Consider the following 14453-nt stretch of genomic DNA (forward strand, 5'->3'; position numbering starts at 1 on the left):
GGGGGGGGGGGGGGGGTTCCCCCCCCCCTTCCCCCCGCCGCTCCGTCTGCTTCTCCCCGCCGATCGGGAAGGCCCCTGTCCCGTCGGCCATCCCGTTGCCGTCGAGCTCGAACAGGGCCCAGACCACCTTGCCGGCGGCCACCGGGTGCCAGCCCCAGGACTGGCTGAACGAGTCCACCAGGTGCAGCCCGCGCCCCGACTCGGCGACCCAGTCCGGCTCCCGGGTCACCGGACCGGAGCTGCTGGGGTCGCTCACCGCGCAGACCACCTGCGGGGCCCGCCGGACCAGGCTCAGGCGTATCAGTGGGGCGGGGTTCTGCGGGGTGTCGCCGAACTGCTTGGTGATCGGCCCGGGGCCGCTCGTGCCGCGCTTGCCCCAGGCGCTGGTCCGCTGCTCGGGCACGCTGGCGGCCGCGAGCGCGTGGCGCAGCGCGTTGGTGACGAGCTCGCTGGTCACCAACGCGATGTCGTCGAAGAGGTCGCCCAGACCCCAGCGATTCAACGTCAGCTTGGTGAACTCCCGTGCGGTGCGCACGGATTCCAGCCGGGGGGCGAGGGCGCAGTTGACCACGTCGGGGTCCGTGGCCAGTGCCGGGCTCAGGCCCATGAAGAGCTCCTCCCATAAGGGCGCTGCAGGCATCGCTGCCGAGGTCTGCCCTGCCGGGGTCGCGCGCGCGACACCGGACTCCGCCGCGTCGCCGAACGGCTGACGGGGCGGTGGCTCGGTGTGGCGCGAGGGGGGAGCGGGCTCCCCGCAGGACTGCCAGTGGGTGTGCATGTGCACGTGCATCATGGTCCTCCCCGCTCACGCCAGATGCAAGGGTGGATTCACGTGCATGTGCGAGTCGCGCATCTGCACGTGCATATTCGTGTGCAAGGAGTAGTCTCATGGTTGCTCGCCGCAGGCGTGACCGCTGAGGCCGGGCCGTGACGTCCGAGTTCTTGACACAAACCTGTCCGTTTGGGCACCCTTCGCCACCGGACAGTGGCAGACTGTGCGCTGATTTCATTGGGTGGAGGTTCAACGGAATGACCACAGTTCAGCCGGGGAGCGGCTCGATGGTGCGCCGTATCCTCCTCGGCTCCCAGCTGCGCCGACTCCGTGAGGCTAAGGGGATCACCCGTGAGGACGCGGGCTACACCATCAGGGCCTCCGAATCGAAGATCAGCCGCATGGAGCTCGGCCGCGTCAGCTTCAAGGAGCGGGACGTGACGGACCTACTGAGCCTTTACGGAGTCGACGACGAGACCGAGCGCACCGCTCTGGTGACCCTGGTGCGCGAGGCGAACCAGGCCGGCTGGTGGCACAGTTTCAGCGACGCCATGCCCAACTGGTTCCAGACCTACGTGGGTCTGGAGGAGGCGGCGGCGCTGATCCGCACGTACCAGGTGCAGTTCATCCCCGGCCTGCTGCAGACCGAGGACTACGCCCGGGCGATCATGCTGCTGAACCGCCCGCACATGGAGCAGAGCGAGCTGGAGCGCCGCATCAACCTGCGGATGCGGCGTCAGAAGCTGGTCGCCGACGGCGACGGGCCGCGGCTGTGGGCGGTCGTCGACGAGGCCGCGCTGCGCCGCCCGGTGGGCGGCCCCGCGGTGATGAAGGCTCAGATACAGCGCCTGATCGACGCGGCCGACATGCCCAACGTGGTGGTCCAGGTGATGCCGTTCCGCTTCGGCGGCCACGCCGCGGAGAGCGGGGCCTTCACCATCCTCCGCTTCCCCGAGCAGGACCTGCCCGACGTGGTCTACCTGGAGCAGCTCACCAGCGCGCTCTACCTGGACAAGCGCGACGACGTGGACCAGTACATCCAGGTGATGGAGCGGCTCAGCGTCGACAGCCTCACCCCGGAGGCCAGCGTGGAGCTGCTCTCGTCGCTGCTGAAGGAGATCTGAGGGACCCGGGGCCAGCCGGGCCGCCTAGGGTTCCAGGTTGTAGCGGGCGAACAGGTCCGCGCGGATGAGCGCCTGGGAGGTCTCCGCCCCGGGCAGCAGCATGCCCATGCAAGCGCCCATCAGGGCGCTGCGCAGCACCGCGTGCTCCGCGACCGGGTCCGACGCCCCGCGGCGCCGGAGCACCCCCTGGAGCAGCGCCCCGAACCGCCGCTGCTCCTCGTCCTGGATGAACCCCTCCGCGCTCGGCGCCAGGATCAGCGCCAGGTGCGTGCGCATCAGCGTCGGCCGCTGCCGGGTCAGGTTCAGCACCGAGTCGATCGAGGTGGCCAGCCAGAGGTCCGGCGGATCCGTCTCCGCCAGCTTCGCCAGCTCCGCCGCCAGGGTCAGGTGCATCAGCCGGTGCATCGAGGACTGCAGCAGGTAGCGCTTGCCCGGGAAGTAGTACGAGACCAGCCCCCGGGCCATCCCGGCCCGCTCGGCGATGTCGCCGAGGGTGGTGCCCGTAAAGCCCCGTTCGTCCACCAACTCGACCGTGGCCTGCATGATGCGCGAACGGGACCGGGCCCGCATGGCCTCGTTGACTGACGCGCGTCGGGGTGACATTGTGCTCCTGCGTTCATTGGCTGCTGGCCAATATACGGCCAGCCCTCGAACGCGTGTGGCCGCCCGGGCGGTTCGCCGACGCGGGGGATCGGCGAACGCCCGGGCGGTCCGCCCGAACCCCGTACGGGCGGGTCCTAAGGGCGCCGGACGGCCTCCGGTGCGGCCTCCGGTGCGGCCGCTGCCGGCACCGCGTGCGCGGCCGTTGCAGCCGCCGCCGAGCCTTCGCGGCCGGGGATCGCGTAGTCCGGCACCGGGTAGGCGGCGGCCCTCGGCGCCCGACGGTCCCGCAGCGCCCCGTAGACGGTCACCAGCAGCCCCAGCAGGGCCACCCCGGTCACTACCGCCACCGCGTTGTGGTCGGCGCTCAGTTGGGCGCGTACGGTGCCGCCGCCGCCCGCGGTCACCACGGCGGTGACGACGGCCAGCACCACCGCGCCGCCGATCTGGAACGAGGTGTTCACCAGTCCGGAGGCCAGCCCCTGCTCGGAGTCGGCGACCCCGGTCGTCGCCTGGATGTTGAGCGACGGGAAGACCAGCGCGAAGTGGATCCCGATCAGCACCATCGACGGCAGGATCACCGTCAGGTAGTCCGAATGCGGGCCGATCCGCAGGAAGTTGGCGTAGCCCAGCACCGCCGCCGGGAAGCCGACCAGCATCAGCCTGGTCGTCCCGTAGCGGTCCACCAGCGCGCCCATCCTGGTCGCCGAGGCCGCCACCAGCACCCCGGCCGGCAGGAAGCCCAGGGCCATCTCCAGCGCGGACCAGCCGAGCAGCGACTGCAGGTAGAGCGTGGCGATGAACTGGAAGCCGACGTAGGCGCCGAAGAGGGCGATCGCGCCGACATTGGCCCGGGCCACCAGCCCGTTGCGGAAGATCCCCAACCGCACCAGCGGGTGCGCGGTGCGCTGCTCCACCGCGACGAACGCCGCGAACAGCGCGGCGACCGCGACCAGCGACAGCACGGTGCGGGCGCTGCCCCAGCCCGCGCCCTGGGCCTGGGTGACGGTGTAGACGAGCAGCAGCAGCCCGCCGGTGGCGGTGACCGCGCCGAGCAGGTCGTAGCCGCGTCCCTCGCGCCGCGGGGTCTCCTGACGCGGGATCAGCCGGGTGCCGGCCGCCAGCGCCAGCAGTGCCAGCGGGAACGGCAGCAGGAAGGTCCAGCGCCAGCCGACCTCGGTCAGCAGTCCGCTGAGCACCAGGCCGAGCGAGAAGCCGCTGGCGCCGCAGGTGGTGTAGATGCTGAGGGCCCGGTTGCGCTGATGGCCCTCTGGAAAGGTGGTGGTGATGATGGACAGGCCGGCCGGCGCGGTGAAGGCGGCGGCGACGCCCTTCACGAACCGGGTGGCGATGAGCAGTCCGCCGTCGTCGACCAGGCCGCCGAGCAGCGAGGCGACGGCGAAGACGGCGAGTGCGGCGAGGAACACCCGCCGCCGCCCGAGCAGGTCCGCGGCCCGGCCGCCGAGCAGCAGCAGCCCGCCGTAGCCGAGGACGTAGCCGCTGACCACCCACTGCAGCGAGGTGGTGCTGAGGTGCAGATCGGTTCGGATCGAGGGAAGGGCGACTCCGACCATCGACACATCCAGGGCGTCGAGGAACAGGGCAGCGCAGAGGACGACGAGAGTGCCCCAGAGGCGGGGGCTCCATCGGGTGGTGGCTGTGGTCATGCCGAGGACACTACATGCATGTGCATTCAATGCACGTGAATTTAATGTGAACTCATTAAGTTCCCCTGCAACTGCTACGCTGACTGCGTGAGCGCTCCCTCGGACCCCGAGCTCGTCGAAGCCTGGCGCACCCTCCTTGCCCGCCAGGCGGCCACCGCCTGCGCCCTGGATCGCGAGCTCAGCGAGCGGCACGGCCTGGGCATGAGCGAGTTCGAGGTGCTGGAGCGCCTGGTCGAGGGCACCTCGGGGGACTGCGCCGCCTCGCTCCGGATCCAGGAGCTGGCCCACTCGGTCCACCTCAGCCAGAGCGCGCTGTCCCGCCTGATCGCCCGCCTGGAGAAGGCCGGCCTGGTCGAGCGCTCCATGTGCGCCGAAGACCGCCGAGGCGTCTCCGTCTGCCTCACCCCGGCCGGCCGCGACCGCCACACCGACGCCGTCCCCACCCACCGCAGCGTCCTCGCCGACATGCTCACCCCCTGAGCGGGGGGCCGCAGCGTTGGCAGGGGCGACCGCATCCGGCGGAGTTCGGGCCGCGCGGGGCGACCACCCAGCCGGCCCGGTCGACCGAGTTCATGGGCGAGTACTACGTCTGACGTAGGTCTGGGCGGGCGCGTCGCCGGCGTGGTCGGGTGAGTGGCTGGACGCGTCAGCGGCCGGTCGGGTCAGTGGGCGCCGGCCCGCTGGGCGGTGGCGGCCTCTTGCTGGGCGGCACGGACCGCCTCCTCGACGCAGTTCTCGGCGCAGGTGTCCGGCATCGCCGGGTGCCGTCCGATGATGATCACGCCCAGCACGATGCAGACCAGGCCGACGGCCTCGCCGGCCAGCGCGCCGGGGGTGAGCCGCAGCCGGTCGCCGAGGAAGCCGACGCCGCAGGCGATCCCGGCCAGCGGCTGCGCGGCGGTCAGGGCCGGCAGCGACATCCGCAGCGGGGCGGACTCGAACGCGCTCTGCACCAGGATCAGGCCGATCACCCCGATCGCCACCACGGTCCAGGTCTGCCAGCTGGTCAGCAGCAGCGCCAGGCCGCCATGGGTGAACCGCTGGCCCGCGGTGCGGGTCAGCGCGTCCTGCAGGCCGTAGAGCAGCCCGGCGGCCAGTGCCAGCAGGGTGGCCTCCTCGAACAGCGGCAGCCGTCTGGCGATGGAGACCAGCAGCAGCGCGGCCCCGGCGACCACGCCGAACACCAGCCAGTGCCGCAGCACCCCGGCCTCGGTCCCGCCGCCGGTCGGCTCCCCGCTGGTGATGAACGCGGTCACCCCGAGGGCCAGCAGCAGCACCCCGCCCCAGCCCGAGCGACCCAGCCGCTGGCCGGTGATGCTGCGGGCCAAGCCCATGGCGAACAGCAGATTGGTCGCGAGCAGGGGTTCGACCAGGGAGATCCGTCCGGCTGACAGCGCCATCGCGCTGAGCACCTGGCCGCCGACCATGAAGGCGATCCCGAGCAGCCATTCGGGCTGCCGCATCAGCCGCAGCAGCAGCCGGTAGGACAAGATCTCGGAGCGCGGTGCGCGCTGCGCCGCGTGCTGCTGGAGCACGAAACCGAGTCCCAGCAGACATGCCGCGCCGACACCGAGCAGAAACACCGTCACGAAGTGTTCACCCCACGTCCCAGCCTGTCCTGACCAGCCAGAAGCCCTGCACTCCGCCTGCCCACGGCCGGTTGGTCCATACGCACGCGGCTACGCGGACGTTTCGGACACCGTCTGTTGCGGGGAAGCCTAGCGCGGTCGGCTGGGAATGGCCTGCGCGTGACGGCAAATAGCAGACTGCCCCGGAATGCTTCAGCCGTCTCTCAGGGAAGGTTCACAAAACCCTCAGAAGAGCACACGCAATCCTGGTGCGAACACCAGTGCCAACGGTGCGCTCAGGGCGGCCAGCGTCGCAGCGGCCAGCCGCAGCCGCCGGGTCACCGGCAGTCTCGGCTCGCCCGCGAGCAGTCGTTCCACCCGCCCGGGTATCTCGTCCAGCAGTCCGGGGCAGTTCGGGACGGGCCCGTGCGCGGTGTTCAGCTCGACCAGGGCGACGGCGGTGGCCAGCCGCCCGTGCCGGCGCGCGGCCGAGTCGTCCGCCGCGAGCTCCACCAGGCGTCCCACCTGGTCGCGGAAGAGCCGGAAGATCCCGGCGCCGGGGAAGCCGTTGTTCAGCGCCTCGGAGCACTGCAGCAGCCAGTGGTGCCTGGCCCGGACGTGTCCGCGCTCGTGCTCCAGCACGGCGGCCAGCTCACGGTCGCTCAGCCGGTGCAGCGCGCCCGTGGTCACCACCAGACGGCTGGCCGGCCCCGGCAGGGACCAGGCGCTGGGCTCGGCGCTCTCCAGCACCACCAGCCGCTCGGCAGCCGCCGGACGGCGCACCCGCTCCAGCCCGGACGGCAGCTCGGGCGCCCGCAGCCGCAGCTCCCGATGGCGCCGTCGGCGCAGCGCCCGCGCCGAGCGCACCTCGGTGCCCAGCGCCAACGCGGTGCGGGCGCCGCCCACGGCCAGCAGCGCGGCGGCGGCGATCGCCCAGGGGCGGGAGAGCGGACTCGCATAGGCGGCCTCGACGCCGCGCGGGGCACCGGAGAACAGCAGTGTCCGCACCTCGGGCCAGGCCGCGGCGGCTGTGAGCAGCAGGGCCAGCCCGCAGCAGAGCAGCGCGGCCAGCACCAGGCACTGCCAGGCCCACAGCGCCAGCACCGGCTCGCGCTCGGTCCAGCGCGCCCGTGCCAGCAACCGGGGACCGGCGGTGGCCAGGACCAGGCCGAGCAGCAGTAGGGCGGGCAGCGCGTTCAACGAGACCTCCGCTGGAGGGACCCAGGACACGCGACACTGCGTGCGCCCCCAACCTATGCGGCGCGGGGCAGCGGCGGCAGTGGATCCGGACAGGCGTGACGCACGCCACGCACCACGTGTCACCAGGCACACCACCGCGGGTCGGCCGGGCCGGAATGTCGGGCGGCGGCGGCCGGGCGGCCGGTCACATGGCCAGCCGCCCGGTCACATGGCCAGCAGCATGGTGAACATGCCGAGCCCCAGCACCATCCGGCAGGCCTGCGGCAGCTCCGGTGCGCCCAGCAGCCGGTTGGCGACCGATCCGCGGCGCGCCGTGCCCGTGCCGCCCCCCGCCGGCACGGGCACCGCGATCATCCGGGCCCCGGCCAGCACCGCGTACCCGCCGAAGAACACCAGCAGCGCGCCGGTGACCGCGGGCGACCCCCCGGTTCCGGCGGCCTGGTCGGCCATCCCGGCCATGCCCGGCATCGCCGCGCCCGCGCCCGTCGTCCCCGCCCCCGTCCCCATCACCAGTGCCATGTAGACCATGGCCAGGTGCCCCACCCCGTGGTAGAGGTGGTGCCCCCGGTGCCCGGGCGGGTGCCCGGACGACGTCCCGCTCCCGGTCATGGGCAGCAGCCCGGCCCCGAGCGACCACAGCGCCGCGAGACCGAAGAGCACCACCCACACCGCCGGCGGCACCTGCCGCCCCGTCCCCAGCGGCAGTGCCATCGCCGCCATGCCCAGACCCTTGAGCGCCTCCGAGGCGTCCAGTTCGCGCTCGGCCCTGGAGGCGGTCCTCCGTACCAGTCGGACCAGGCAGTACAGTCCGGTCGCTCCCATCAGTCCGGTCAGCAGCCATCCGACGGCGGCGGGACCATGCATCCGGTCTCCCCTCGAGTACTGCTCCCACCATGACGCTGAGTGGCGGGGAACTACAGGGCGCAACGGGGGCGCACGAGCGCAGTCGGCCCCCGATGCCCCCGATCCCCTCCGGTCCGCTCCGATCCCCGGCAGAGCACTGCCGCAGGCAGGTCGCACCCGGCTGCGCAGCCGGGCCCTTCAGGGCTGTCCCGGGCCCGCTCCCTGAGACCCGCCGTACTCCCACAGGAGTACACGGGCCGCCGCCTGCCTCTGCGGGACTACGTGCCCGGTGGCGCTTAATCATCCCCGGGTGGGTCTTCGGCCGAGATCTAGATCGTTAGGTTGGTGATGCCCGAGCCCCCAGGCCGCAGCACCCCAGCACCACCGCCTCGGAGGCCAAGCATCCAGAAGCAGGGACGAGACCTCCACCATGGGCCGACTGATCCGCATCCCCCGGCAGCGCACCGTCGGCAGCCGAAGGGGCGCAGTCGCCGCAACGCCGCCGCGCGCCGTCATCGTGTCGGCGAGCGTCGGCGCCGGGCATGACGCGGTCGCGGAGCAGCTCGCCGCGCGGTTGGAGGAGGCCGGGGTCGCCGTCGACCGCCACGACTTCCTGGACCTGATGCCCGGACCGACCGGACGGGTGTTCGTCGGCTCGTACCACGGCATGATCTCGCGGGCCCCGTGGACCTGGAAGCTGCTCTACGGCGGGATGGACAACGCCCGGATGGCGGGCATGCAGGCGTCGATCTTCACCGCGCTCGCGGGGCGCCGCATCCGCAGGGCCGTCCAGGGCGACACCACCCGCATCGTCATCGCGACCTACCCGCTGGCCAGCCAGGTGCTGGGGCGGCTGCGGCTGACCGGCAAGGTCAGCACCCCGGTGCACACCTATCTGACCGACTTCTCGGTGCACCAGCTCTGGGCCGCCCCCGGCGTGGACGCGCACCTCGCGCTGCACCAGGTCGCCGCCGCCCAGGCCCGCGCGGCGGGCTGCGAGCAGGTCTCCGTGGTCGCCCCGCTGGTGGACCGGCGGTTCACCCCCGCGACGCCCGAGTCCCGCTTCGCGGCCCGGGCCCGCTGGGGCCTGCCGCAGGACGCCAGGCTGGCGCTGCTGGTAGGCGGCTCCTGGGGTGCGGGGGAGCTGGAGCGCACCGTCGCCGACGTCGAGGCGGCCGACCCGGGCATCACCTGCGTGGTGGTCTGCGGCCGCAACGAGGCGCTGCGAGAGCGCCTGCTCGCCGCCGGGGTCAAGCACGCCCACGGCTGGGTGGACGACATGCCGAGCCTGATGCACGCCGCCGACGTCCTGGTGCAGAACGCCGGCGGGATGACCGTGCAGGAGGCCGTCGCCAGCGCCCTGCCGGTGGTCACCTACCGCTCGATACCCGGGCACGGCCTCACCAACGCCGCCGCACTCGACGAGGCGGGCATAGCCCGCTGGGCCCGGCACTCGGGCGAGCTCGCCGCCGCCCTGGCCGGCGCCCTCTCGGACCGGGTCACCCCGATCTCCTCGGCCCGCCGCCCCGGTGCGGACGCGGTCCAGGTCCTGCTCGCATCGGCCGGGCTGAGCCGACCGAACCACTACGCGGAAGCCGCCGCCGAGGCTGCCGCGACCGGGTCCGCCACCGTTTCCGCCGCCGCCTCCGTTTCCGTTTCCGGTTCTGTTTCCGCCGCCGGTCCCCTTCCCGGGCCGGTCGCCGTCCCCGCCACGATGGAGTCAGTCCGTTGAGCCGCGTCGTCAAGGCAGCCGCCGCCGTCGCCGGGGGCCTGGCCCTCGCCCACGCCGCCCCGGCCGTCACCGCCGTCCAGCCGCTGGAAACGCTGCGCACCCGCCTGTTCCCCGGATACGGGGGGCAGGGCGCTCCCGACCACATCGCGCTGACCTTCGACGACGGCCCCGACCCGCTGTCCACCCCGCGCTTCCTCAGCCTGCTGGAGAACCGGGGGATCAAGGCGACCTTCTTCCTGCTGGGTTTCATGCTGGAGCGCGATCCCGGCCTCGGCCGCGCGATCACCGACGCCGGCCACGAGGTCGCCGTCCACGGCTACCTGCACCGCCCGATGGTGCTGCGCACCCCGGGGCAGACCCGCGACGACCTCACCCGCGCCCATGCCCTGGTCACCGACGCGACCGGGGAGACCCCGCGCTGGTACCGGCCGCCGTACGGGATCGCCACCACCTCCGCGCTGGTCACTGCGCGCGGCCTGGGGATGCGTCCGGTGCTGTGGACCAGCTGGGGCGCGGACTGGCGGGCCGGCGCCACCGGCAGCTCGGTCTTCGACACGGTCACCCGCAATCTGCGCGGCGGCGGCACCATCCTGCTGCACGACTCCGACTGCACCTCGGCCCCGGCCTCCTGGACCGCGACCCTCAGCTCGCTGCCCCGGCTGCTGGACCACTGCGAGGAGCAGGGCTGGAAGGTCGGCCCGCTCGCGGAGCACGGACTGTAGTCCTCGCTCCTGGCTGTACCTGTAGGCAACGGCACCCCGGCCCACCGGCCGGGGTGCCGTTCTGCGTTCTGCTGCCGTTCTGCGTGATGCGACGGGCCGGGTCAGAGTGGTCGGTGAGGTGTGATGTTCCGCTCCGCCGACCTACCCTTGAACAGAAGAACCTTCTGTATATACGGTGTCCGGACAACAGTTCCTTCGGTACAGGCAGGGTTAGCATGCAAAATCTCTCGCCCGATCTCCCTTCGGCAGTCGGCCCTGCCTGGACACGGCTCAAGGAGGCCGTCGAGGCGATTCGCCCGCTGCAGTCCAAGGACGGCTCGATCGACCTCAACTCCCGCGGCGCCGGAACCCGCGACGAGGCCGACACCCTGCTCGCCGCCATCACCGGCGCGGTGCGCGAGCTCGCCCCGCAGTTCCCGCACGACGCCGCCTACCTGGACGCCGTCGTCACCGACCTGGAGCGCTGGCGCGGCTCCGGTTACGCGGTCCCCGACTTCCTGGACTCGCTGCTCGCCTTCCAACCCGCGGCGCAGCGCGAGGACGGCCTGCTGCACCTGGTCGTCTTCCCGATGTACACCCAGAACGGCAACCCGGACCGCAACATCGAGGCGGTGCTGCTCACCGTCGTCTGGCCGGACTGGCTCGCGGAGCTGGAGCGCACCCGCTTCGACAACCCGATGTTCGTACCGATCACCTTCGTGGACTTCACCTCGGGCTACGACACCAACTCCGCCGTGCTCTTCCCCGAGACCGTCGCCGTGCGCGAGGCCCCCGAGCGCTTCACCTGGGGCGGCATCTTCTGCGACCGCGAGGCCGCACGCTTCCGTGCCGTCAGCACCGCCGCCGTCGCCACCCTGGGCCTGCAGATCCCGGACGACGCCGAGGTGCTGCTCAAGGACCAGCAGCTGGCCCAGGAGACCTTCGTCCTCTGGGATCTGATCCACGACCGCACCCACAGCCACGGCGACCTGCCGTTCGACCCGTTCATGATCAAGCAGCGCAGCCCGTTCTGGATGTACGGGCTGGAGGAGCTCCGCTGCGACCTCACCGCCTTCAAGGCCGCCGTGCAGCTGGAGAAGGAGGGCTACGAGCAGGGCCGCAACGTCCAGTACGCCATCCTCTTCGACCGGATGTTCCGCTTCCCGGTCAGCGGCGGCCGGGTCCGCAACTACGACGGCCTGGGCGGCCAGCTGCTCTTCGCGTACCTGCACAAGCACGACGCGCTCCGCTGGACCGACAACAAGCTGCGGATCGACTGGGACCGCGTCGCAGAGGTCACCACCGACCTCTGCACCGAGATCGAGGCCCTCTACCGCGACGGCATCGACCGGCCCAAGACCGCGCACTGGATCGCGGCCTACCAGCTGGTGTCCCGCTATCTGACTCCGCACCCCGCCTCGGTGTGGGCGAAGGGCCCGGACGCACTGCCGCTGACCGAGCACAGCGACGCCAAGTCGCTCAACAAGGCGCTGTGCGACGCCGTCCTTCCGGACGAGTTCCCGCTCAGCATGTTCTTCGAGGCGCTGTCCAAGAAGCTCTCCGGGGTCATCGCCTCCACCACCGGGATCACCGGCACCAGCGAGCTGCGGAGCGCGGCATGACGACCTCCTCCCCCTCCTCCTCGTCCCGCTCAGCGTCGGTGTCCGGGTCTCTGCCGATGCAGGGCCGGGTCGTCGCGGTGGCCGGGGCCACCGGTCCCGCGGGCCGGGCCACGGTCCGCGCCCTCGCCGCGGCCGGCGCCACCGTTGCCTGCGCCGGGACCGACCCGCGCCGACTGGACGCGCTGCTCGACGCCACCCGCCGGGCGGTCCCCGGCGCCACCGTGGTCGGACAGGTGCTCGACCTGCTGGACCCGCAGGCGGCGGGGGACTGGTCCGACCACATCGAGGCCGAGCACGGCTGCGTGGACGGACTGGTCCACCTCGTCGGCGGCTGGCGCGGCAGCAAGAAGTTCACCGACATCGACCTGTCGGACTGGGACTTCCTGCACGACCAGCTGGTCCGCACCCTGCAGCACACCACCCTGGGCTTCCACGACGCCCTGATGCGCAGCCCGCAGGCGCGCGTCGTGGTCGTCTCGGCGGCCGGCGCCGCCAAGCCCACCGCCGGGAACGCCCCCTACGCCGCCGCCAAGGCCGCGGCCGAGACCTGGACGCTGTCCCTCGCCGACTCGTTTCGCACACTTGTTGCGGCAGACGAGCAGCCCGAGCGCGCGGCGGCTGCCATCCTGGTCATCAAGGCCCTGGTCACCGACGAGATGCGGGCGGCCAAGCCCAACGCCAAGTTCGCCGGCTTCACCCATGTCGACGACCTGGCCACGACCATCACCGACCTGTGGAACCGACCCGCAGCAGACCTGAACGGACAGCACCTGTGGCTGACGCCCCGATGACCGCCGGCACTACAGACGCCCAGCGCCGCCACGACCCCTCCGTACGCGGCTTCGCCAGCGACAACTACGCCGGCGTGCACCCGGAGGTCCTCGCCGCCCTGGCGCTGGCCAACGGCGGCCACCAGATCTCCTACGGCGAGGACGCCTACACCGCCCACCTCCAGGACGTCTTCCGCAGCCACTTCGGCGAGCGGGCGGAGGCGTTCCCGGTCTTCAACGGCACCGGCGCCAACGTCGTCGCGCTGCAGGCGCTGCTGCCGCGCTGGGGCGCGGTGATCGCCGCCGAGACCGCCCACATCAACGTCGACGAGTGCGGCGCCCCGGAGAAGATCGCGGGCATCAAGCTGCTCACCGTCCCCACCCCGGACGGCAAGCTCACCCCCGAGCTGATCGACCGCCAGGCGTGGGGTTGGGGTGACGAGCACCGGGCCCAGCCGCTCGCCGTCTCCATCGCCCAGAGCACCGAGCTCGGCACCCTGTACACCGCCGAGGAGATCCGGGCGATCTGCGACCACGCCCACGAGCGCGGCATGCTCGTCCACGTCGACGGCTCGCGGCTGGCCAACGCCGCAGCGTCGCTGGAGCTCCCGCTGCGGGCGTTCACGACCGACGTCGGCGTGGACGTGCTCTCCTTCGGCGGCACCAAGAACGGGCTGCTGATGGGCGAGGCCGTGGTGGTGCTCAACCCGGACGCGGTGAAGAACATCCTGTTCCTTCGGAAGATGTCGATGCAGCTCGCCTCGAAGATGCGCTTTGTGTCGGTGCAGTTCGAAGCGCTGCTCAGCGGAGACCTCTGGCTGCGCAGCGCCGGCCACGCCAACGCCATGGCCCGCCGCCTCGAAGCCGCAGTCCGCGACATCGACGGCGTCGAGGTCGTCCGCCCGGTCCAGGCCAACGCGGTCTTCGCGATCCTCCCGCGCGAGGTGAGCGAGCGTCTGCAGAAGAACTACCGCTTCTACTTCTGGAACGAGCACACCGGCGAGGTCCGCTGGATGGCCGCTTTCGACACCACCGAGGCGGACATCGACAACTTCGCGGCGGCGATCGCGGAGGAGATGGGCAAGCGTTGAGCCTTTGAGGTTCCGGTGGTCCAGATGGTCCCGCCCCGGTGGTCGGGTGTTGCGACCACCGGGACCGTCGGGACCTCGGCGTTTCGGTGGCGCAGTAGGTTGTGCGCCTATGACGACGATCATTCTCTCGGTGGACCCAGGGCTGACACTGCGCCCCTGGCGCGACGAGGACCTGCCGTCGCTGCTCGCAGCCCATCGGGACCCGGCCATGAAGCGTTGGCTGGCCAGCAGGATCGAGGACCCCGAGCAAGGACGTGCGTGGCTCGCGGCGCAGGAGGCCGGCTGGGCGGACGGCACGAGATGCAGCTTCGCCGTGGTCGAGGCAGGCAACCCAAGCCCGATCGGCCATGTTGTCGCGAAGAGACTCCGCCCTGGTGCGGCATCCGCGGAGATCGGCTATTGGGTTTCGGTCGAGGCGCGGGGGCGGGGGATTGCACCCAGCGCGGTCTCCGCCGTCGCCGAGTGGGCGCTGCGGCGGGTCGCCCGTCTCCAGTTGCTGCACGATGTGGGCAACCATGCGTCCTGTCGCGTGGCGGAGAAGACAGGGTTCGCGCTGGAGTCCGTCCTGCCACCCCACCCGCCCAGGTACCCGGACGAGGCGCACGTGCACGTCCGTACGGCCGCGATTTGACTGGGCTGGGACGTCCGCGTAATGTCCTGCGAGTTGCCCTGCGGACAGCGGTGGCGGCAAATCTCCTGATCAGACGGCATGGGCTTGTTTTGCTGTGCCCTTTATCGGGAAAGCGGATGAATTGGCTTGGGT

The 14453-nt window shown here is 71.9% G+C and carries 14 protein-coding genes; 8 read left to right on the plus strand and 6 right to left on the minus strand.

Translation table 11 applies throughout. The annotated features are described in order from the left end of the window. A partial coding sequence (locus tag TR46_RS08235; protein ID WP_063770547.1) for an ATP-binding protein occupies positions 1–607 on the minus strand: 607 nt, incomplete at its 3' end. A 422-nt stretch (positions 608–1029) separates the two neighbouring features. On the opposite strand from TR46_RS08235, the gene TR46_RS08240 reads away from it, so the two are divergent. After that, positions 1030–1896, plus strand: coding sequence for a Sco1979 family transcriptional regulator (locus TR46_RS08240; RefSeq protein ID WP_042396080.1), 867 nt, complete (start codon positions 1030–1032; stop codon positions 1894–1896). Positions 1897–1920: 24 nt separating this feature from the next. Here the strand turns inward: TR46_RS08240 and TR46_RS08245 are convergent, their stop codons facing one another. Both TR46_RS08245 and TR46_RS08250 read right to left on the minus strand, forming a co-directional pair. After that, positions 1921–2499 (minus strand): TetR/AcrR family transcriptional regulator, encoded by a 579-nt coding sequence (locus TR46_RS08245; protein ID WP_042396083.1) that lies wholly within the window; start codon positions 2497–2499, stop codon positions 1921–1923. Positions 2500–2633: 134 nt separating this feature from the next. Beyond that, positions 2634–4163, minus strand: a complete 1530-nt coding sequence (locus TR46_RS08250) for an MFS transporter (RefSeq protein ID WP_042396086.1) — start codon at positions 4161–4163, stop codon at positions 2634–2636. Positions 4164–4250: 87 nt separating this feature from the next. Here TR46_RS08250 and TR46_RS08255 point away from each other — a divergent pair, with 87 nt between their 5' ends. After that, positions 4251–4643, plus strand: a complete 393-nt coding sequence (locus tag TR46_RS08255; protein WP_042396089.1) for a MarR family winged helix-turn-helix transcriptional regulator — start codon at positions 4251–4253, stop codon at positions 4641–4643. Positions 4644–4825: 182 nt separating this feature from the next. Here TR46_RS08255 and TR46_RS08260 read toward each other — a convergent pair whose 3' ends face one another. The 3 genes from TR46_RS08260 to TR46_RS08270 all read right to left on the minus strand — a co-directional run bounded on the left by TR46_RS08260 (position 4826) and on the right by TR46_RS08270 (position 7795). Then, positions 4826–5752: a DMT family transporter gene (locus TR46_RS08260; RefSeq protein WP_042396091.1), complete on the minus strand. Its 927-nt coding sequence runs from the start codon at positions 5750–5752 to the stop codon at positions 4826–4828. Between the two features lie 225 nt (positions 5753–5977). Further along, a complete protein-coding gene (locus TR46_RS08265; RefSeq protein WP_042396094.1) occupies positions 5978–6931 on the minus strand; it encodes a M56 family metallopeptidase in 954 nt (317 codons plus the stop codon). A gap of 204 nt (positions 6932–7135) precedes the next feature. Then, positions 7136–7795: a DUF5134 domain-containing protein gene (locus TR46_RS08270; RefSeq protein ID WP_042396097.1), complete on the minus strand. Its 660-nt coding sequence runs from the start codon at positions 7793–7795 to the stop codon at positions 7136–7138. A 409-nt stretch (positions 7796–8204) separates the two neighbouring features. On the opposite strand from TR46_RS08270, the gene TR46_RS08275 reads away from it, so the two are divergent. From TR46_RS08275 to TR46_RS08300, 6 genes are all read left to right on the plus strand, one after another. Continuing rightward, entirely contained in the window at positions 8205–9506 is a 1302-nt protein-coding gene (locus tag TR46_RS08275) for an MGDG synthase family glycosyltransferase (RefSeq protein ID WP_052432622.1), read from the plus strand. Next, positions 9503–10228, plus strand: a complete 726-nt coding sequence (locus TR46_RS08280; RefSeq protein ID WP_042396100.1) for a polysaccharide deacetylase family protein — start codon at positions 9503–9505, stop codon at positions 10226–10228. The genes TR46_RS08275 and TR46_RS08280 overlap by 4 nt, the downstream gene beginning before the upstream one ends. A 215-nt stretch (positions 10229–10443) precedes the next feature. Further along, a complete protein-coding gene (locus tag TR46_RS08285) occupies positions 10444–11829 on the plus strand; it encodes a DUF6421 family protein (RefSeq protein WP_042396103.1) in 1386 nt (461 codons plus the stop codon). Next, on the plus strand, positions 11826–12620 hold the full coding sequence (locus tag TR46_RS08290) for an SDR family NAD(P)-dependent oxidoreductase (RefSeq protein WP_042396107.1): 795 nt from the start codon (positions 11826–11828) through the stop codon (positions 12618–12620). The genes TR46_RS08285 and TR46_RS08290 overlap by 4 nt, the downstream gene beginning before the upstream one ends. Next, positions 12617–13690 (plus strand): threonine aldolase family protein, encoded by a 1074-nt coding sequence (locus tag TR46_RS08295; RefSeq protein WP_042396240.1) that lies wholly within the window; start codon positions 12617–12619, stop codon positions 13688–13690. Before TR46_RS08290 ends, TR46_RS08295 begins: the two co-directional genes overlap by 4 nt. A 109-nt stretch (positions 13691–13799) precedes the next feature. Continuing rightward, a complete protein-coding gene (locus tag TR46_RS08300) occupies positions 13800–14321 on the plus strand; it encodes a GNAT family N-acetyltransferase (RefSeq protein WP_042396111.1) in 522 nt (173 codons plus the stop codon). Positions 14322–14453: the final 132 nt, after the last annotated feature.

Origin of the sequence: Streptacidiphilus carbonis (genome assembly GCF_000787775.1) — a bacterium.
Taxonomy (GTDB): domain Bacteria; phylum Actinomycetota; class Actinomycetes; order Streptomycetales; family Streptomycetaceae; genus Streptacidiphilus; species Streptacidiphilus carbonis.